The sequence below is a fragment of the Legionella sp. genome, assembly GCF_047605385.1.
Lineage (GTDB): Bacteria > Pseudomonadota > Gammaproteobacteria > Legionellales > Legionellaceae > Legionella.
In genome coordinates, this window is the sequence record NZ_JASGFU010000002.1 from 22,969 (window position 1) to 42,786 (window position 19,818).

A 19,818-nucleotide genomic window follows, 5' to 3' on the forward strand; every position below is an offset into this window, starting at 1 on the left:
AATGACTTTTTTATTAATTTCATCATGATAATCAAAGGAATGAGAATGAAAATTTTAAAAACTCAAGTTTTACGAGGTCCAAATTATTGGTCAAACTATAGAAAACATTTGATTGTGATGAAACTTGACCTTGGAATTTATGAAGAATTGCCAACTAATTTACTCGGTAATTTCAATCAACGCCTCTTGGGATATCTTCCTAGCTTATACAGTCATCGTTGTTCTGAGGGTGTTGAAGGTGGACTTAAAATCAGACTTGAGGAAGGCACGTGGTTAGGGCATGTAATCGAACATGTTGCCTTGGAATTACAATGTTTAGCAGGAATAGATTGTGGTTTTGGTAGGACTTATGGCACAAAAGAATATGGAATTTATTATGTCATATTTGCTTACAAAACTGCAAATGCTGGACTATATGCTGGAGAAGCTGCAGTAAAATTTATTACTGCCTTGGCAGAGGGTAACGATTATCCTATTCAAGAGAAGATTGCACACTTAAAAGAAATTTATAAAAAAGAAAGTCTAGGACCAAGCACTCAAGCAATTGTTGATGAGGCGATTCGCCGTAAAATACCGTATACCTGCTTACATGACAGTTCCTTAATCACTTTAGGGCATGGTTGTAACCAAAAGAAAATTTGGGCTGCTGTTACTTCTAAGACCAGCTCTATTGCTGTGGATATTGCTTCGGATAAGGAATTAACAAAACAAATTTTAAGTACACATTGCCTCCCTACTCCTAAAGGGCTTACAGTGAAAACTAAAGAAGAATTAACCAAAGCCATTGAAGAGTTGGGCTTTCCTTTAGTTATTAAGCCCTTAAATGGTAACCATGGTAAAGGTGTGACCACCAACATTACCACTAGCCAAAAAGCACTTTTTGGATTTGAGCAAGCACAAAAAATCTCCGCTAACATGATTATTGAACGCTATATCACTGGCAATGATTATCGATTTTTAGTGATTAATTATAAAGTAGTTGCCGTAGCAAAACGTACACCAGCAATGATTGTTGGTGACGGTATTTCTTCAATTGAAGAATTAATTCAACAAGCCAACCAAGATCCAAATCGTGGTGAAGCACATGAAAAGATATTAACAACAATCAAAATTGATGATTCAACCTTTTCAATTTTACGTCAAAATAATTTGAATTTAGCGAGCGTGCTTTCTTTAGGTCAGGTTTTGTATTTAAAAGAAGCAGCTAATTTAAGCTCAGGCGGCACGGCTACTGATGTTACTGATGAAGTGCATCCATTGAACTTATTCTTAGCAGAACGTGCTGCACGTTTAATTGGATTAGATATTTGTGGTATTGATGTAGTTGCTAAAGATATTCGTCAGCCTTTAGGAGAGCATCACGGAGCAATTATCGAAGTCAATGCGGGGCCTGGTTTAAGAATGCATTTAGCTCCTAATGAAGGCCAACCAAGAAATGTTGCAGAACCGTTGATGAATATGCTTTATCCTAGCGCTGCTGCAGCAAGAATACCTCTTATTGCAGTGACTGGTACCAACGGTAAAACAACCGTTGTCCGGTTAATTTCCTATATAGCGCGACATGTCGGTTATACTACGGGAGCAACTACTACGGAAGGGATATATATCAATAATAAAATGATTATTGAAGGGGACTGTAGTGGTCCTGCAAGTGCAGAGATGGTTTTGCAATCACCAGAAGTTGATTTTGCTGTATTAGAATGCGCACGTGGCGGTATTTTACGTTCAGGATTAGGCTTTGATGAATGTAATATAAGTGTGATTACCAACATTTCTGAAGATCATTTAGGCCTTGAAGACATTCATACTATTGAAGATTTAGCGGATGTAAAATCAGTAGTAGCGAGGAGCACGAACAAATCAGGTTATAGTATTTTAAATGCTGATGACAATTTAACCTACAGTATTAAAAAAGATTTGGAGTGTAATATTGCATTATTTAGTATGTTTGAAAGCCCACGGATTAGAAAACACTGTGATGGTGGTGGGTTAGCTGCTTATATTGCTGATGGACAAGTGATGATTCGTCGTGGTGATGAGCGTTATTGTCTGTGCCGTGTGAACGATGTACCCATTAGTTTTCAAGGAGCAGCAACGTGTATGATCCTCAATATGTTGTCAGCGGTATTGGCGGCAGTGATCAGCAATTTTTCCTATGACAAGATTAAAGAAGCCTTGCACCAATTTCAGCCTACTCCTGAAAATCTTCCAGGACGGATGAACCTTTTTCGTTTTCCGCAATGTGATGTAATGATTGATTATGCTCATAATGAAGGGGCTCTTTGTGAGATAAAAAATTATCTGGAAACCATTGAATGCGAGACCAAAATTGGCATTATTGGGGTTCCAGGAGATAGACGCGATGAAGATATTGAAAAATTAGGATACCATTCAGCATCAATGTTTGATGAAATTATTATTCGTCATGATAAAGATGGCAGAGGGCGTAACAATACTAATATCACTCAGCATTTATGTGCTGGAATTGCACGCTCTGGATTTAAACCGGCAGTAAAAATCATCTCAGATGAAATCAATGCAATTGAGTGTGTATTGGAGCGTTCTCATTCAGATACTTTTGTATTTTGTGCTGTTGAAGATGTGTTTGGAGTAACAAGCTTACTTAAAAAGAAAGAAAAACAATACAACAAAATAAACGAGGTTTACAATGACGCCCAAGGCTAAATTACTCATTATTGGTGGTGCTGAAGATAAAGGAGGCGATTTACCTGAATGTGTGGAGCAAGATGAAGAGTTTACACGCTATGAGATTTTACGGGAGTTATTGCCACCCTCGAATAAAAAAATAGAAATTATTACTACAGGCTCAGAAATTCAAAGCGAAATCAAAAAAGAATATCAAAAAGTATTTAATAATATGGGGTACAATAATATTGGGTTTTTACCTATTAAAAAAAGAACGGAAGCGAGACTTCCTGAGTATATAAGTCGGGCAGAAAATGCGGGAGCCATTTTTTTCACTGGCGGCGATCAATTTCGTTTATCCACTATTCTTGGTGGGACACCCATTGTTGAGATTATCAAAGAACGTTACATGAAAGACAGTGAGTTTATTGTTGCTGGGACCAGTGCTGGGGCTATGGTGATGTCTTCGGTTATGATCATGGGAGGAGGCCTTTCAGAGGCATTAAGGTACCGTAATTTGTTAACTTGTTCTGGTTTAGGTATTTTACAATCGTGCATTATCGATACTCATTTTATTAAACGCGGACGTTTTAGCCGTCTGGCGCATGCGATCATTATGAACCCCGAACAATTAGGTATTGGTCTAGGGGAAGATACTGCACTAGTTATTCGTAATGGGACAGACGCAGAATGTCATGGTTCAGGGATGGTAGTTATTATTGATGGACGCTATATCGATCAAACAAATATTACTGAGGTTGAAGAGGAGGAAGCGGTTTTTGTGGAAAATTTACGTGTTCACCTTTTGGTTAAGGGTTGCCAATTTTCAATTTCAAAACGTGTTTTAGCTAATCCCGCTATTCCTCCAAAAGCAAAAGATCATTTTTAATGGATAATGAGCATGAATAAAATAGCAATTGCAGTACATGGTGGTGCAAGTGATAACAGTCCTTTTTTACAAGCGCATCAAGAAGAATGCAAACACGGCTTAGCGGCAGCAGTTGCGAAAGGATACACCGTTTTAGAAAAAAAAGGCAGCGCTTTAGAGGCAGTGCAAGAAGCGGTGTTAAGCCTTGAGGATAATCCTCTATTTAATGCTGGAAAAGGCTCGGCATTGAATAATCGTGGTGAGGTTGAAATGGATGCATCCATTATGGATGGGGAAACCTTACAGGCTGGTGCTGTGTCTATGATACGCTCGGTTAAAAATCCTATTTTGTTAGCACGTGTGATTATGGAAAAAACCAAACATGTTTTTCTTTCTGGTTATGGGGCTTTAGAATTAGCAAAAAAGTATGGTTTGGCATTGGAGCCCGAATCTTATTTTATCATGCCTAATCAATTGGAAGAGTATAAGCGCTTGAATCAAATTGAGACTTTGGAAGATATTCAACATAAACGTATGAAAGGTACGGTAGGAGCAGTTGCTTTGGATTATGCGGGAAATTTGGCCGCAGCTACTTCAACTGGAGGGCTTAGTAATTGTCTGCCTGGGCGTATTGGTGATAGCTGTGTGATTGGTGCAGGGTGTTATGCAAACAATAATAGCTGTGCTGTCTCAGGAACAGGCGAAGGGGAGTTTCTTATTCGAGAGGTTGTTGGGCATACAATTGCGATGATGGTTGAAGCAAAAATGAATGTGCAAGATGCCTGTGATTATGTGATTCATAAACGTAATCTTTTACAAGGGGAAATGGGGGTGGTTTCTCTGAATAAACACGGTGATTTTGGGATTTCATTTAATACAGAACTTATGAAAAGAGCATGGAAAAGCTCAACTCAGGAGATGCAGGTAAAAATCTATGAGGAGTGAGGTATGAAAACCTCGTAGTAACATATAAAAATGAGTAAGCGATTTTGGTATATAGTTCTGAATTCTTCTGAAATTATTAGAAGAGTGTAAACGCTTTTTAGTGTGATCCCTCTTTAAAATGGTTAGTCTTTTGTTGCTCGCGTGCATAGGGTACTTATATTTTGCCCATAAGATATTCTAATTGTTCCTTATATTTGGGAACAGCAAATTGCTAATCGCTTAAATAAGAGGGAGATTTCTTCTTTAATGGCGACTTGCAATTTTTTTTATCATAATGAAAATATTCAAAAACACAGAGGTGAAATCCCCAAATATAAAATAGACTCAGGAACATTCCATACTGTAATCCTCACTGATAAAAATGAGCTTCTAGTATGTGGCATTAATTGGACCGGTGCGCTTGGAATTAGAGAAGAAAAAGATCATTCTTCTATCAAGCCTCAATTAAAATGCATCAACGTCTCGATATCACATATTTTGCATAAAAGCGAATATATTAAAAGAATTGCTGCAGGTAACAAGCATACAATAGTGCTGACTTCTAAGAACAGAATTCTCACTTGTGGCGAAAATGAAATGGGTCAACTGGGAATTGCTACTCAATCTAAATCAAAATTTAGAAAAGATTGTTTCTTTAAATTTACCGATGTTTTTTTACCTTTACACGAAAGGGAAGAAATTGAGCAAATTGGTGCGGGTGATTCTCATACTGTACTCCTTACTTCTAAAAATAGAGTTCTAATGAGTGGAGTCAACAACTATAACCGATTTGGGTTTGACCTAAAGGCCTCCCAAAATAAATTCATTGAGTCCCCATTACCGATTTTATATGAAGAAGAGAAGATTTTACAACTTTTTGTTGGCAAGTGTAGCACGATGTTAGTCACCTCTAATAATAGACTTTTGGTTAATGGAATGAATAATCATGGCCAGCTTGGGCTAGGGCACACCAACTTTCAATTAGAATTCACCGAATCCTCATTATCGGTTTTATTCGAAAAAGAAAAAATTCAACAAATTGCTGCGGCAAGAGACCAAACTGTGTTACTTACCTCCAAAAATAGAGTTTTAGTAAGTGGATATAATAATGATGGACGACTGGGGCTTGGAAATACTAATGATCAAACCAAGTTTAGCGAGGTTTTATTATCAGATATTTTATCTGTAGGAGAAAAGGTTGAGCAAATTGCCACAGGAGAGGATTACATCATATTACTTACTAAAAAAAGAGTTTTAATGTGTGGACGTAACGAATTTGGCCAACTTGGTTTGGGATATAAGAAGAAGCAAGTTACTTTTACGCCAAGTTCTTTGAAAACTTCATACCATGAGCCTATTAAGCAAGAGCAATTAAGTACCATAACCACGTGCTTGCTAATGTAAATTATTTGTTGGTGCAGGAAGCTAAATATGATTAGACTACTATTTAGAACCGCTATTAACTTGGCGGTTCTATTTGAAATCATGAGATGGTTTCGAAATTGAGTTGGGGTTCAATCTGAGCAGAAGGCTAACCATTAACCGCTATAATAAGCAATCCACTGGCAATCAAAGCGATTAATGCCAAGCTAAGATTTCCTCCAGGCACTAAATGACTGTCAGGAGCCACACTTACTTTTCTACCTCTCCAAGCCATAAAGGCAGGAAGTAATAATAATAAAATCACACAGCAAATACCTGCATAGCTTAAAGCATTTAAATAAATACCAGGGTAAAAAAGGACTACTGCTAAGGGTGGGAGAAAGGTTAAGATTAAGGTGTATTTTCTTTGAATGCCAGATTTTTGTAATTTTAAACCATCGGCTAAAAAGTCAAATAAGCCTAGCGATACTCCAAGAAAGGCCGTGAGCATACAAATGGAAGTAAAAAAGCCAAAAAAGCCGCTGATCCATTGATTTTGTATGGATCGGCTTAAAGCTTCAGTTAAGCCACTGGTGGCATGCTCTGAATTCATTAAAGCTATTAAACCATGCTCGCCTTCTCGCGATATAACGCTCATAATCACTCCATCCCAAACAATGTAACATGCTAGGGGGATTAAGGAGCCTAGCAGAATAACACGTCTTAAAGCATGTGTATCATCAACAAAGTAGTCTCTTAGGCTTGGGATGATGGTTGCATAGCCAAAAGAGGTGATTAGTATCATCAAAGTGCCAGTAAACGCACGTGCAGAACCACCGGCTAATTCTGTAGGGGAAGTGTGAGGGCTAATAATGACTACCAATAGTAAATAGATGCCTAATTTGCCAAACATTAAGCCACGATTGACATAGTCTACAGAACGTATGCCTTTATAAACGATAAAGCCAAATAAAAGAGTAAAGATAATCGCGGTAAGACTGTTAGGAAGATTGATATTGGCTTTATGCAATAAACTGCTGAATACATCAGTACCGCCAGAAATATAAGCTGAAAGTAAAGTATATAATAAAAATAAATAAGTGATCCATGCGATGATTTGTCCAGGTAAGCCTAAGGTGCTTTTGGCCATGGAAATCATATTACTGCCTGTTGGGAGGCGTAAATTAACTTCCAGGATGAGCAAAGCGCCTGCGGTCATCACCAACCAGCAGAAAAAAAGGAAAAAAATTGAATTAGTAAATCCTACTTCTGCTGTGGATACAGGTAAAGCAAGCATTCCACCACCTATGGAGGTTCCGACAATCAGCAGAATACCACCAAGCAGTTTTGAATTGATCATTATGATGTAACCCAAATTGTTTAATTATTGAACACAATGGTATATTGTTTTTCACACGAAGTCAATGATGACATGAGACTCTGTCTAAGGCCATAACATATAAACTTCATGCGCTAAAAGAGCAAACGAAACCAGCATCACCATGTATTGAGTTATTTTGCCACCTGGAACAGTAAAGACTGCCTGGTGATTTTTTCTGCCAAAATAACACATAAGTGCAGGAAGTAATAGTAGCAAAATAATACAAAAAATCCCTGCATAACCTAAAGCATGAATATAGGCGCCAGGGTAATAAATAACAATCAAGAGAGGGGGAGCAAAAGTTAATAGAAATAAACCAATACTGTAACCTCCTTCATCACGTAATTTTAAACCATCTGCTAAAAAGCTATACAAGCATAAAGAAACACCCAAAAAGGCAGTAAGCATGCATATGGATGTGAAAAAATTAAAAAAAGCATTAATGGTAATACTTTGTACCTGCTGTGCTAATAAATCAGCAAGAGCACTCGTAGTATGTGGGTTTTGCATCAAGCTTTCCAGGTTTTGATTACCTTCAGCAGGAATGGCACCCATAATAATGGCATCCCAAGCTAAATAACAAAATAAAGGAATCAATGAACCTATAAAAATCACTTTTTTCAGGAGCTTAATGTCATCATCAAAATAGTCACGAAGATTAGGCACAATAATGGCAAATCCAAAGGAAGTGATTAAAATCATGATGGAGGCACCAATATAACGCCAATGACCATGCTGAAAATGGCGAACATCAATATGGGGAGTAATCAGAATAACCAAAAGCACATAGATGGCTAATTTACCAAACATTAAGGCACGGTTTACATAGTCAACATAACGAATACCGCCATACACAATGAGGCCGAAAAGAAAGGTAAATAATAAACTCACTTGCCAATTGGCAAGTGTTACTCCCATTTTTAAGAGTAGGCTGTTTAAAACGTCCGCACCACCAGAAATATAAGCAGATAGCAAAGTATACAGTAGAAATAAATAACTAACCCAGGCCACAAGAATGCCGGTATTCCCTAAGGTTGCAGCTGCCATGGATATCATATGTGTGCCGCGGGGAAGATAAAGGTTGGCCTCAAGAATAAAAAAAGCGCCCAAAGTCATGAAAATCCAACAAATAAATAGAAACAAGGAGGATTGCCAAAAACCTGTTGCTGCATTGGCAACTGGCAGGGCAAGCATTCCGCCACCTATCGATGTTCCTACAATTAAAAGAATTCCACCTAAAAACCTTGAATGCATTAATACACCTTTTACACCATTATTATTTCATTGCATAGTTAATTGGTTTTGTTAGCGGAGCGACACAACATAGCTTAGGTGTTCTCCCAATAAACCATTGGATTTCTACTCGTCGATTCATTGCACTGGCATGAATCCATGCATTATCCGCAACGGTATTTTTTTCTCCATAGCCCTCAGTTTTGAGCCTTAGGGCATGAATGCCATTCGCCCACAAATAAGTCATCATGCTTTCTGCTTGAGCTTGCGATAATAGATCTTTATGATGCTCGGTGCCAACATTATCAGTAAACCCAGCAACATACACTGGTTTATCTGGGTAGAGTCGTAAGAGCGCGGCAATATTTTGTAAACTTTTATAACGTAATTCATTAAGCCTAGGACTGTTAAACATAAAGTACTTATCTGTTGGGATAATAAGCGTCATTGTATCGCCGTACTGCACGAATTGAATATCGCATTTTTGTAATGCCCTAATAAGTCCACGTTTGGGGTTAGTTCCTGTACCTAATATGGCTCCAGTTACTCCTCCAATAGCGGTACCCGCTAATGCACCAGGTACTGTTCCAGTGGTTGCTGCACCAACAGCTGTTCCCATGGTAGCACCAATGGTTGCCCCGCGTAAGACGTAATTTCTTGGCCTGAAATTGTTGTAGGGTGGGTATGCACAACTACTCAGTAAGCAAGCGATTAGGCCACAATAAATGATTTGCGTTTTTAATAAATTGAGTGGCATATTCACTCCATAGTTTAGCGATTTTACCATTATTAAACATCTGGTTAATTTTCGCAATGCAGCAGCTAAGGACTTAGGCATATTAAAGAAATTAAACCTGTCCATAAGTTTTTTTGAGAGGTTTAATTTGAGTTGGAATATAATTATTAAGTCAGTAAAAAATTAGGTCACTTGATGACTCATCTTGTTCATAAGAGTTAGGAGTGTCAATCTGCTTTTGTAGTGGAGGCGGTTTAAAAAAATCAAGTAAGTATTTTTCATTGTTATATTCGTCATCATGACGGCTTGAAGTCCTAAACTCCTTTATTGATTGAAAACATTTAGTGGCCGCTGCTAATAATAAACCACCACAGGTTATCATGACTGTAATGCCTAAAGGGGGTTGTACTAGCATCATTGGTAATGCAATAAGAAATATGGAGGCATACATTGATAAGGCAGCAGCAGCTGAGAAAATTAATTCTGCAATTTTATACAAATCATAAAGAAGAACATCAAAATATCTTGACTGAATTGTGTTTAGGATCTCAGTTTTGGCATTTTTATATATTTTATCGACGTTATAAAAAAAACTCTGTTGTTCTGCAAATACCTTACTTACATCTGCAGCGTTATAATTACTCCAGATACTTTTTAATTTAGCAAGTAGCTCAATATAATTCTTATAAGTCTTAAGTATTTTTTCTGATGTCTCATAGTGTTTTGATTTTCGCAAAGATAAATCATAATAATCTTGTATTTTTTTTATACACTCTTGTGCGTTTGGGTAGTTTGTTGCCGCAAATAAGTCGCTTAATTGAGTATGATAATTATTTAATTTATCAAACAGTGCATGTGTATTTTCAGGCATGGTGATTCTCTTTATAAAATCAATGGGGTATTTAATCTGAGCAATTCAACTTGCAATGAGGGTGGCAAGATGGCTTTATAACATAAATTTGCAAAGATACCAAGTGGATTGTTTTTTATTTGTACATTTTTATGGCTGGATTTTAGGTGTTCATTCATTAGTTTGATAGCGGCATAAATTACGGTAGTCACAATATTGACAGATGGCCGGTTGATCTGGTTGAGGAGGGCAATGACCTTGTTGAAACTCTTCTGCTAATAGGGTTAATTGCTGATGCCAGACAGTTCTGTATTCCTCCCATGCTTCTCCTTTTTTTAAGAAAGCAATCCCGGCAATGTCTTGTTTTTCTTCACTAAAACCACTACACTTAATTTTCCCTGTTTTTAGTTGCATTAATAGTAAAGCATTAATTTGCTCATCTAATAAAGCATAAAGTAATAATTGTGGTTCTTTTGGTCGCTCTTCATTCCAAGGCTTGCTTCCTGGTAGGCTGCTTTTATAATCAATAACCCATTTCTTACCAGCAACTTGATCCAAACGGTCGACACGCACTTGAAAATCAAGTCCTGCGAAATTTATAGTGTACGATTGCTCAATAGCACCAATTTGAAATGGTATTCGTTGTTTTTCCCATTCCAAACAATTTTGTGCCAGATGTTTTAGGCGGGTATGTTCTATTTCTTGTAGCACCGTTGAAAAAGACTCTGGATGTTTCTGTTGTAATGTGGATAAAACCGTATGAATGGTTTTTGCAATTAAACCATCTAGTTCTAGTCTATCCAAAGTGGATAAAGTCTGATGGTTTTTTATTTTTTGCCATAAAAGCTCCATGATTTTATGAATAATTTGCCCTCGCTCTTTGGCATTGAACCCATCGTTAGTATAAGCAGACGCTTTAGCGCGTAAGCGATGCTCAGCAAAAGCTTTAAAGGGACATTTGGCTTGATTGGCCAATAAAGTCGTACCACCTGAAATGGTTTCATCAATCTTAAGTGCAATGGAGTAATTTTCTTCCTCACAACAGAGTTCCTGGTTGCTTGATTCTACTGCGATAGGCAGTAATTTAAATGGAGGATAATTTGCAATTAATGAACAGGGTAAATTAGGATTATCGCCTTGTAATTCGGCAAAACTGAATACTATCTCATCTGAACTATACTGAAAGCGTTGTAAGATTTGCTGAGCATAGTGTAGCTCACGCGCAGGCAGGCTGTGGGGCATGCTTAACTCGCGTTGTAGTTGCGGCGGGATAAAGGCAGACAAATGTACTTTTTGTGGTAAGCATTGATCAGTTAGGCCCATAACCCATAAACGATCGAACTCGCATCCTGAAGCTTCTAATAAACCGGAAACGTGAATGAACGCTCCAGTTTTTTGGGCCTGGAATATGGTCTGGTCTGCAAGGACTTTAATAGCAGTAAGTGCTTCAGTTTTTTTGAGGCAAGGATTTAAAATATAGAATAGTCGCAATTCGTCAAACAGCAGTGCAAAACGATTAAAACACTGATAATTTTCAGAGTTTAATCCATAATCACCTGGAAAGCCTAAATCATTTAAGCGTTCTTGAAATAAGTCTATCCATTCATGCACACTGGCTTCTTTGGGATAGGCCTTAATTTTTTTTAATGAGGATGCAAGCCGCTCGGCGGCAGGTTCTAGGTCATGAATAAAAGCCTTTAGAGAAAACATTTGCTCTTCTAATAAAGTACTGTCTTGGAGATATTCCGAACGTTTGATAAATTCCTTTTGCGAACCGCTAAGATAGGGGGATTGTAACAATAAGGCTGCCTGATGATGAGTCAGTTGCGTATCCTCTAAATTGAGCCAACATAGGGCATGGGCTACTAGAGGAAATTCACTAAGAGCTTGACCTAAAGAGATGTTAAATAACGCAGTATCAAAATGTTGTGCCAGTATTCTTTGTAGCAAATGTGATTTTTGTTGTAAATCTGGGACTACAACCCCAATTTGGTGTGCTCCAGCATTAAGCTGTACCCGAATCCAGGCAATTAATTGTTGGTATTCTTGTTGGTCGTCTTTTGCAGCCAATAATTGTGGTTTGGTTGAACGCTCTGATAATTCATAACGGTACTGCTCTAATCCTAATGTGTGTAAATATTGCTGTAAACTTTTTTGCTGCGGGCTAAAATCATCAAAGCATACCCAGACTATTGGGTGAGCAAATAATTGGCTCTTTGCTTGAATGAGATAAGGAACAAGTTGGTTTTCCGTGATTAAATGTCCTTGTTTTAATTGTTGATTGATAGATTGCCACCATTGTTGAAACTGTCTTGTTTGAGGGGTGTAGAAAAAGGATGCATCCTCAGAGTCTACTTGCCATTGTTCACACCATTCCCAAGCGCTGATAATGGAGTCAAGTAAACCTTCACTGTAGGTTAGTTGTGGGTGTTTTTTTATTGTATTACGCCATAAATATTGGCTTTGGGAGGCATTTAATAAAATGGGTAAATTTATTTTGGGGTTTTGTAAAGAAAGTTCTTCATAAGCTTTAACAAGCATCACGCTATAAGGTAAGCATCTTGGTTTATTTATGGTTTTATCACCGCAATAGTTAAAATATTGCTGTATTATGGATTCACTCAGCCGATTATTGGGGGTAATAACAGTTATTCCTTCAGCCAATAAGGCAAAAAGATGAGCTTTATCATCAAGAGTTCGCATGAATATGGGACGCCTTCATTTTTATTTTCGATGCATTGCATGGGCCTTCGCTTTATTGTGTGCGGTAACAAAACGGGGAAGACGCATGCTTCGTCGTTTATCTGTGTGTAAGATATCGTATACCAGCCAACCTCGTAAATAGACAGCAGCAATTCCTGCAGCAATAGCAAGCAAAAAGCCAAAGAGTACATAGCTGTATGCTAAAATTACGACATAAGTATAAGCTAACTCCTTAAAGTTAGTAATCGAAAATAAGAGTGAGCCTTCTTCACTCATGCCAAGCACTAAACCTAAGGCAAAAAATGGTAAGGAGGCAAGCACCATCGTAAAACCTATCCAAAATGTTTTGAACTTAAATGGTTTTGGACAATAGATGATTTGTTTACTACATAAGGCTCCTGTTGCAGAGGCTACAATCATTCCGATAAGAATTGCTTGATATAAGGGAATAATCTCTTTAATACCAAGAAATGTCAGCAGCGCATCAATAAGGATTGTGCCAACGACAGAAAGTAGGCCAAAATAAATAGCACCCAATAGCCGAGGGTTAGAAAAATAGAGCGCAGGATCATGTTTTTTCATGATGAACTCCAAAATTAATTGTATACTTATATGTACAATATTAGTACAATTTTGTCTGTTTAAAATTTTTAATTTTAAGGCATGGGGGTAAATGCAGGGAATAAATAAAGCTATAACTAATTATTTAACCCGTATATACTAACTGAAAAATTACTATAGGAATCTATGGTTCTATGATACAAGCATTTGGGCGCTTTTTTTTAAAATTATTTGGGTGGAAAGTCGTTGGTGAGCTTCCCAAAGAGCAAAAATATGTTGTCGTAGTAGCTCCTCATACAAGTAATTGGGACTTTTGGGTGGGGTTATTTGCTCGTTTTTCAATAGGTGTTAAGATTAATTTCCTAGCTAAACGTCAGTTATTCTTTTTTCCTTTAGGAATTTTGCTACGTGTGTTAGGAGGCGCGCCTGTAGATCGCTCTAAAAAAAATAATAAAGTAGATAAGGTGGTTGAATTATTCAAACAACGCAATACTTTTAAATTGGCTATTACTCCTGAAGGTACTCGCGGTCCGGTAATGCGTTGGAAAGAAGGTTTTTATCATATTGCGTGTAAAGCAAAGTTACCTTTAGCGATGGTGGCACTGGATTATGGTTCAAAAGAAATACGTATTCGTGAAGTATTTTGGCCTACTGGCGATATTAATAAGGATTTCCCACAAATTCTTGATTACTATCGAAAAATCGTTGGCTGTTATCCAAAAAAAATTCCTTATTACTTGCCTCATAAGAAAGATTGAACTCTATTATGATTTCATAGGAGAGTTAATTGGCAATTGAATTTTCCCATCTATGCCGTTGGCTGAAAATAAAGCGTCATTTTTATCGGATTGTTGTGCTTGAATTTTAATACGCGAAGCGATCGGTTTCTTTTTAGGTCCACATTTGTATAAAAAAGAATAAGCTATATCCCAACTCTTGGGCATAATACAAAAGCTTTGTTGCCCTGAGCGTCTATCAATAGAGATTAATGTTGTGGTTAAAACAACAGGCAAGACATTATTTTTTTCTAAATTTATCCAGACATATTGACTTGGTTGAGTTAGTTTTTTAATACTATTCACGGCTTGTTTCAATTCCTTTCCATTGATTCCTATTTCTAATGAGCGAAAAGAAAAGTGCTGGATAGAGTAGATAGCCCACAATGACGCTGTACTGAATAAAATCACTTGTATTGTTTTATGATTGATTTTACTGATTAAGATAACAGTGGAAATTGCGGCAGCGGCAGCATAAAATGCTGTTGCCCAAAAGAGAGGATATTTATACACTAAAATATCTAATCCTCTAAAAGCATAAATCAAGGTTGCAGGTAATATGACTGCTAGAATTAATAACGGTAACTTAATAAGGGTTTTGTTTTTTGTTTTAAAAGCCATTAAAAAACAGGACGGAATAGTCAATAGTGACCAGTGCCAAAAGGAAGCAAGAAACGTCCAAACATCTGCAGTATGCACATGTACTTTGTTTTTTGTAAAATCAAAGTAGTGAGGTATCTCACCAGGCCAATTTATCCATGTGTTCATTGCAATCGGGAACATAAATAAAACGATGAGTCCTAGTGAAATGAGTACTTGATATTTTTTCTTTTTCCAAAAAATAAGAATGGCTTCTTTGATTTTTAAAAAAGAATGGGGCTTATAAAGAAAATGAGGATAGAAAGACACATTAGAGGAACTAAAAAAATAAACGAAGCATGCCCATGAATGAGCATTAAAAAACCCAGGGTTAAGATAGGTAAGCCATTCTTACTTATGCTGATACAAACCAATTAAACCTGCGATAGCTAAAATAGTTGCTGTGACATATATAAAAGGCATCCAGGGATTTATAAAGAATAAGATGCCAATGTAATATTGATAAGTATCCATCATTAAACACGTAATGGCTATGGTAAGTAAAACAGATACCATAGCTTGCATGCGAGATTGAAAAAGATCGATAAAATTATTAAAAAGCAGTGCAATAGCAAAACTATTGAGTAATATAGTGGCGAGCATTTGAGCGGCAATAGGTGACTGAATGATTCTTATCCAGTCATAAAAAAACCATTCGCAAATTGCCATCAGTTGTAAAAAAAAGGGACCTGGGTGAAAAAAACCAACACGACTGTAATTTCCATGAAGTAAAGAAAATGATTTTGCATCCAAAATAAGCAAATCATTGGCAGCAAAATCATTAATTGGAACCAGATCAGGCGTAATAAGCAGCTGAAGCTGCATTAAAATAAAAAAGAACATCATGCAAAGAAAGGATAAATAAAAATCCATTCTTAAAACTGGTGTTTTTAAATGATGATTAAGGCTATTCATTAAGATTCCTTGAATTAAATTCTAATTTTGCCGAAAATAAAGGCATGGAATATGCGAATAATTAGCATAATAAACGTCAATTTTCTGGGCATTGGGTTAATTTATGATATATCTATAACTCCCGTTAAATTAACCCAAATGATAAAACTTAGGCTTTTAAAATACTTTTTCCTGCATAGGGTAAAGAAGCGAGTTCATTAATGCGAAGTAGTTGATTGTATTTTGCAACTCTATCTGTACGGCATAAAGAGCCAGTCTTAATTTGTCCACAACCCGTTGCGACAGCAAGATCAGCAATGAAGGTATCCTCAGTCTCACCTGAGCGATGCGACATCACACAATGATAGCCGTTTTGGTAAGCTAATCTCATGGTTTGGCGAGTTTCACTTAAGGTACCAATCTGATTTACCTTAATGAGAATGGCATTGGCAATACCTTGATCAATACCTTCACGTAAAATCTTGGGATTGGTAACAAATACATCATCACCAACTAATTGGATTTTAGCACCAAGTTGCTTGGTTAATTCTTGCCAACCGTGCCAATCTTTTTCATCAAGACCATCTTCAATACTAAAAATAGGGTAACTCGAAACAAGGTCAATGTAATAATCAATAAGTTGGGATGAGGAAAATTGTTTCTCTTCAGAGGTCATATGATAGGTATTTTGTTTATATAATTCTGATGCAGCCACATCGAGTGCAAGTACTATTTCATCACCTAATTTAAAACCTGCAGTAGTAATTGATTCACACAATAGGTCCAAGGCTTGGCGATTGGATTTAATATTTGGTGCAAAACCACCTTCATCACCGACAGCGGTATTTAATCCTTGTTTTTTTAATACTGATTTTAATGTGTGAAATATTTCAGCACCCATACGCAAAGCGGTAGGGAAATCCGCGGCGCCCACAGGCATAATCATGAATTCCTGAATATCGACGTTATTATCTGCATGAGCACCTCCATTTAAAATATTCATCATCGGTACAGGCATATTCATGATTTCACCTTGATTTAAGATGGCGTATAGTGGTTGGCCATGGGCAGCTGCGCGAGCTCTTGCCGCGGCAAGAGAAACCGCTAGAAGAGTATTAGCGCCCAGTTTTGATTTATTTTCGGTGCCATCTAAAGTACATAATGTATCATCTAATGCTTCTTGAGCATCAATAGAGTGGCCAGATAAAGCTTTATTAATCTCATTATTAACATGGGAGACTGCTTTTTGCACTCCTTTGCCAAGATAACGTTTGGGATCATTATCACGGAGTTCACAGGCCTCACGACTTCCTGTTGAAGCACCAGAAGGAACACTGGCCCTCCCCATTGCTCCATTATTTAAAATAACGTCTGCTTCAACTGTTGGGTTACCGCGAGAGTCGATAATTTCACGGGCTTGAATTTTGGTTATTTGCATGTTGATTCCTGATTATGATGATTTTTATTTAAAAACGTACCGCCCCTAGTTTCATTAATGCCGTGGTTAGAGGCAGCAATGGTAAGCCTAAAATCGTATCTTCATTTCCTTCTACTTCTTTAAATAACCATTTTCCTTGCGTTTCAAATTGATAAGCTCCACAACTTTGATAGGGCTTTTCAGTTAATAAATAAGCTTCAATGGTTGATTTGTTTAAATGATGCAAGGTTACTTGTGCTATTTCATGATGTTGCCACAACAAATTGCCATTCTTTGCAATGCATAGACAGGCAATTTGTTGATGCTTTTTTCCGCTAAGTAAACAGAGCTGTTCTACTGCTGTCACATGATTTAGTGGTTTATTAAGGCAGAGATCGCCAAGAAGACAGAGTTGATCGGCAGCAATAACAAAATGTTCTGGATGCTGCTGACTCACATCCAGGGCTTTACATGCGGCCAGAGCATAACCTAAATCAATTTTATTTGCAGAATGAAAAGAGGCTTTAATGGCATCTTCATCGCATTGCGAAGGAATGACTGAAAATTCTATGCCCAAGGACTGTAATAATTTAAAGCGTATGGCAGAGCCTGAAGCAAGGATGATCGGTTGTTGGTGAAGGAATTTAGACATAAATTGCTACTGCGGCCATGAGTAAAAAACCAATAATAACAAAACTGAAGTCACGAAGATTACAACAGCGCTCCACCATCACACAGCGCTCTAAGCCATGTAAGGTTCCTAAATAGAGAAAAGTTCCGGCAGAGGCAGCCATAAGAACTGGATCAAAAACGGAATTGGTTTCAACTTCATGGCCAAAATACCAACCAAAATAAATACCCAGAGGAGTCATCATACTAAATAAAAGAAAAAAGACCAAACTTTGATTGGTTGTCATTGAGCTTTTGTTTAGTTGTACGGCAATGGCAAAACTTTCAGCCCATTTATGAGTGATAATTGCCAAAAATAGCATGATAATAATGGAATTATAATGTGCTAGACCCAATGCCGCCCCCAACATTACTGAATGTATTGAAAGCATTCCCCAAGCCAGCAGCGCAAACGCTGGATGTTCTGCATTTTTGTGGTGATACAGTTCTTTGCCTAAATGTTCAAACCATAGGAAAATTAAAAAAACAGCGCCTGTGATAATAAATGCAAAAGGATAGTTATAACCCATGGTTTTAAATAAAGCGTTAGCCTCAGGCAACATATGCAGCAAGGCGGCACCTAAGAACACACCTGTAGCGAGTGTTTCACCAACAGGAAAATCAATATGTTGCTCCTCTTTGATGCGCTTTTTAAATGGGTACCAGCCTGCAAGCAAGATCACAATAAAAATAGAAAATGCAAAAAATATTTTTAAACTGGTAGCACAGACCATGAATGATGCCTATCTTTAAATCAAAATCTTTGGCCACGTAGTTTACCTAAAAAAAGAATTTTTGTAACTCCCCAGGTATTTAATTGAGCTCATCGGGCTTCCCCTCTCTCCCACGCTGCGCGCGGTGGAGAGAGGGGAAGCCCGATGAGCTCAATTAAATACCTGGGGAGTTACGAATTTTTAACTACTATGTACCGTTTGATGTAGACTAAACAAGCGGATTTCTTCGATACCGTTACTTTGTTTTAAAGCCATAGCAACCTGATTATATAATTCTTGCCATTGAGTAAATTGCTCAGTACAAGTGATGTCTATACCTATTTTGCCATCGAGGTAATGTAAATTCCAAAAAAGAATTTGTGGAAAATTTTTGTGAACATCACGTAGTATTTCTTCATAAATAGTTTTTCTGCTTGGTAAATTCAATGAAGGGCTGCATGTTTCATCATCTTCTGGGTCCACGTGAACAATAACGTCTTTAATGCTGTCAATTTGCTCAACAAGCGCTTGATGCACATGTTGAGCAATGTAGTGCCCTTCGGAAACGGAAATTTTTGGAGATACTAAGATATGTACATCAATTAAGACGTCCTCTCCCATAAAGCGACTGCGTAATTGGTGTATTTTCTTTACACCTGGTACTTTTTGTATAACCTGTTCAATTTGATTTAATAGCCTGGGCTCTACGGCGGTATCTACTAATTCTTTAATGCTGTTCCAACCATAATCCCAGCCCATTTTTACAATCAATAAAGCCACGATGATTGCTGCTACCGTATCAAGATAAGTAAAACCAGCCAAACTGCCAATCAAGCCTATGAAAACGACTAAAGAAGAGGCTGCATCGGAACGGTGATGCCAGGCATTGGCAATAATGAGTTTTGAATTGATGTGCTTGCCTACATGTAAGGTATAACGAAAGAGCAGTTCATTGGCAAGAATAGAGATGCAAATGACAGGTAATGATTTCCAATTAGGCATAGTAAATGTTTTATGGATGAGTTCATTGATTGAATCCCAGGCAATGCCAAAACCTGCAAGAATAAGTAATAACGAGAGTAGGAAGGTCGCTGCTGTTTCAATACGTTGATGCCCATAAGGATGAGTATGGTCTGCATCAATGCTTCCGTATTTAGAAGCCAATAAAACCATGCTGTCAGCTACTAAATCAGAAAAAGAATGCAAGCCATCAGCAACAAGTGCATGCGAATGGAATAAAAAACCACCAATTAATTTAATTACTCCTAAAAACGCGTTAGAAAAGGCGCCGAGAAGGGTTACCTTTTTAGCATGCCAATATCTGTCTTTTTGAGTCATGATTTATTTGGATTTTAAAGTTTAGTCTATTTAAACATGCTTGAGGCATTAAATGAAGTTTCACAATGTTTTACATGCTATACACAGAGTTATCCACAGATTTTGTGG

The 19,818-nt window shown here is 37.4% G+C and carries 17 protein-coding genes; 5 read left to right on the forward strand and 12 right to left on the reverse strand.

The window, feature by feature from the left end; all coding sequences use genetic code 11:
* The first annotated feature begins 45 nt into the window (after positions 1 to 45).
* The 4 genes from cphA to QM652_RS00910 all read left to right on the forward strand — a co-directional run bounded on the left by cphA (position 46) and on the right by QM652_RS00910 (position 5,842).
* Positions 46 to 2,685, forward strand: a complete 2,640-nt coding sequence (cphA, locus tag QM652_RS00895) for a cyanophycin synthetase (protein WP_415072264.1) — start codon at positions 46 to 48, stop codon at positions 2,683 to 2,685.
* The gene (locus QM652_RS00900; RefSeq protein ID WP_415072265.1) at positions 2,669 to 3,535 is read left to right on the forward strand and encodes a cyanophycinase; all 867 of its coding nucleotides are present in this window, start codon (positions 2,669 to 2,671) and stop codon (positions 3,533 to 3,535) included. The genes cphA and QM652_RS00900 overlap by 17 nt, the downstream gene beginning before the upstream one ends.
* 12 nt (positions 3,536 to 3,547) lie before the next feature.
* Complete coding sequence (locus QM652_RS00905) at positions 3,548 to 4,459, forward strand: isoaspartyl peptidase/L-asparaginase family protein (RefSeq protein WP_415072266.1); 912 nt, start codon at positions 3,548 to 3,550, stop codon at positions 4,457 to 4,459.
* A 246-nt stretch (positions 4,460 to 4,705) separates the two neighbouring features.
* The gene (locus tag QM652_RS00910) at positions 4,706 to 5,842 is read left to right on the forward strand and encodes an RCC1 domain-containing protein (protein ID WP_415072267.1); all 1,137 of its coding nucleotides are present in this window, start codon (positions 4,706 to 4,708) and stop codon (positions 5,840 to 5,842) included.
* A gap of 127 nt (positions 5,843 to 5,969) precedes the next feature.
* On the opposite strand, the gene QM652_RS00915 is transcribed toward QM652_RS00910, so the two are convergent.
* The 6 genes from QM652_RS00915 to QM652_RS00940 form a co-directional block, all read right to left on the reverse strand.
* On the reverse strand, positions 5,970 to 7,160 hold the full coding sequence (locus QM652_RS00915) for an amino acid permease (protein WP_415072268.1): 1,191 nt from the start codon (positions 7,158 to 7,160) through the stop codon (positions 5,970 to 5,972).
* Positions 7,161 to 7,244: 84 nt separating this feature from the next.
* A complete protein-coding gene (locus QM652_RS00920; RefSeq protein WP_415072269.1) occupies positions 7,245 to 8,435 on the reverse strand; it encodes an amino acid permease in 1,191 nt (396 codons plus the stop codon).
* 22 nt (positions 8,436 to 8,457) lie between these two features.
* Positions 8,458 to 9,171: a C-OmpA-like family protein CmpA gene (gene cmpA / locus QM652_RS00925; RefSeq protein WP_415072270.1), complete on the reverse strand. Its 714-nt coding sequence runs from the start codon at positions 9,169 to 9,171 to the stop codon at positions 8,458 to 8,460.
* A 151-nt stretch (positions 9,172 to 9,322) separates the two neighbouring features.
* Positions 9,323 to 10,021 carry a hypothetical protein gene (locus tag QM652_RS00930; protein ID WP_415072271.1) on the reverse strand — a complete coding sequence of 233 codons (699 nt, stop codon included), beginning with the start codon at positions 10,019 to 10,021 and terminating at the stop codon, positions 9,323 to 9,325.
* A 150-nt stretch (positions 10,022 to 10,171) separates the two neighbouring features.
* Positions 10,172 to 12,703, reverse strand: coding sequence for a PD-(D/E)XK nuclease family protein (locus QM652_RS00935; protein WP_415072272.1), 2,532 nt, complete (start codon positions 12,701 to 12,703; stop codon positions 10,172 to 10,174).
* Between the two features lie 21 nt (positions 12,704 to 12,724).
* Positions 12,725 to 13,285: a hypothetical protein gene (locus QM652_RS00940; protein ID WP_415072273.1), complete on the reverse strand. Its 561-nt coding sequence runs from the start codon at positions 13,283 to 13,285 to the stop codon at positions 12,725 to 12,727.
* 176 nt (positions 13,286 to 13,461) lie between these two features.
* On the opposite strand from QM652_RS00940, the gene QM652_RS00945 reads away from it, so the two are divergent.
* Entirely contained in the window at positions 13,462 to 14,022 is a 561-nt protein-coding gene (locus tag QM652_RS00945) for a lysophospholipid acyltransferase family protein (RefSeq protein ID WP_415072331.1), read from the forward strand.
* 6 nt (positions 14,023 to 14,028) lie between these two features.
* Here QM652_RS00945 and QM652_RS00950 read toward each other — a convergent pair whose 3' ends face one another.
* From QM652_RS00950 to QM652_RS00975, 6 genes are all read right to left on the reverse strand, one after another.
* Positions 14,029 to 14,808, reverse strand: a complete 780-nt coding sequence (locus QM652_RS00950; RefSeq protein ID WP_415072274.1) for a hypothetical protein — start codon at positions 14,806 to 14,808, stop codon at positions 14,029 to 14,031.
* 222 nt (positions 14,809 to 15,030) lie between these two features.
* On the reverse strand, positions 15,031 to 15,594 hold the full coding sequence (locus QM652_RS00955; RefSeq protein WP_415072275.1) for a hypothetical protein: 564 nt from the start codon (positions 15,592 to 15,594) through the stop codon (positions 15,031 to 15,033).
* Between the two features lie 148 nt (positions 15,595 to 15,742).
* Positions 15,743 to 17,011, reverse strand: coding sequence for a phosphopyruvate hydratase (gene eno / locus QM652_RS00960; RefSeq protein ID WP_415072276.1), 1,269 nt, complete (start codon positions 17,009 to 17,011; stop codon positions 15,743 to 15,745).
* A gap of 28 nt (positions 17,012 to 17,039) precedes the next feature.
* Positions 17,040 to 17,642, reverse strand: coding sequence for a Maf family protein (locus QM652_RS00965; protein WP_415072277.1), 603 nt, complete (start codon positions 17,640 to 17,642; stop codon positions 17,040 to 17,042).
* On the reverse strand, positions 17,635 to 18,393 hold the full coding sequence (locus tag QM652_RS00970; protein ID WP_415072278.1) for a ZIP family metal transporter: 759 nt from the start codon (positions 18,391 to 18,393) through the stop codon (positions 17,635 to 17,637). The genes QM652_RS00965 and QM652_RS00970 overlap by 8 nt, the downstream gene beginning before the upstream one ends.
* Positions 18,394 to 18,573: 180 nt before the next feature.
* On the reverse strand, positions 18,574 to 19,710 hold the full coding sequence (locus QM652_RS00975; RefSeq protein WP_415072279.1) for a cation diffusion facilitator family transporter: 1,137 nt from the start codon (positions 19,708 to 19,710) through the stop codon (positions 18,574 to 18,576).
* Positions 19,711 to 19,818: the final 108 nt, after the last annotated feature.

Coding starts and splice junctions, on each gene's coding strand:
- cphA (WP_415072264.1), top strand. CDS start 46: ATGAAAATTTTAAAAACTCAAGTTTTACGAGGTCCAAATTATTGGTCA.
- QM652_RS00900 (WP_415072265.1), top strand. CDS start 2,669: ATGACGCCCAAGGCTAAATTACTCATTATTGGTGGTGCTGAAGATAAA.
- QM652_RS00905 (WP_415072266.1), top strand. CDS start 3,548: ATGAATAAAATAGCAATTGCAGTACATGGTGGTGCAAGTGATAACAGT.
- QM652_RS00910 (WP_415072267.1), top strand. CDS start 4,706: ATGGCGACTTGCAATTTTTTTTATCATAATGAAAATATTCAAAAACAC.
- QM652_RS00915 (WP_415072268.1), bottom strand. CDS start 7,160: ATGATCAATTCAAAACTGCTTGGTGGTATTCTGCTGATTGTCGGAACC.
- QM652_RS00920 (WP_415072269.1), bottom strand. CDS start 8,435: ATGCATTCAAGGTTTTTAGGTGGAATTCTTTTAATTGTAGGAACATCG.
- cmpA (WP_415072270.1), bottom strand. CDS start 9,171: ATGCCACTCAATTTATTAAAAACGCAAATCATTTATTGTGGCCTAATC.
- QM652_RS00930 (WP_415072271.1), bottom strand. CDS start 10,021: ATGCCTGAAAATACACATGCACTGTTTGATAAATTAAATAATTATCAT.
- QM652_RS00935 (WP_415072272.1), bottom strand. CDS start 12,703: ATGCGAACTCTTGATGATAAAGCTCATCTTTTTGCCTTATTGGCTGAA.
- QM652_RS00940 (WP_415072273.1), bottom strand. CDS start 13,285: ATGAAAAAACATGATCCTGCGCTCTATTTTTCTAACCCTCGGCTATTG.
- QM652_RS00950 (WP_415072274.1), bottom strand. CDS start 14,808: ATGAACACATGGATAAATTGGCCTGGTGAGATACCTCACTACTTTGAT.
- QM652_RS00955 (WP_415072275.1), bottom strand. CDS start 15,594: ATGAATAGCCTTAATCATCATTTAAAAACACCAGTTTTAAGAATGGAT.
- eno (WP_415072276.1), bottom strand. CDS start 17,011: ATGCAAATAACCAAAATTCAAGCCCGTGAAATTATCGACTCTCGCGGT.
- QM652_RS00965 (WP_415072277.1), bottom strand. CDS start 17,642: ATGTCTAAATTCCTTCACCAACAACCGATCATCCTTGCTTCAGGCTCT.
- QM652_RS00970 (WP_415072278.1), bottom strand. CDS start 18,393: ATGGTCTGTGCTACCAGTTTAAAAATATTTTTTGCATTTTCTATTTTT.
- QM652_RS00975 (WP_415072279.1), bottom strand. CDS start 19,710: ATGACTCAAAAAGACAGATATTGGCATGCTAAAAAGGTAACCCTTCTC.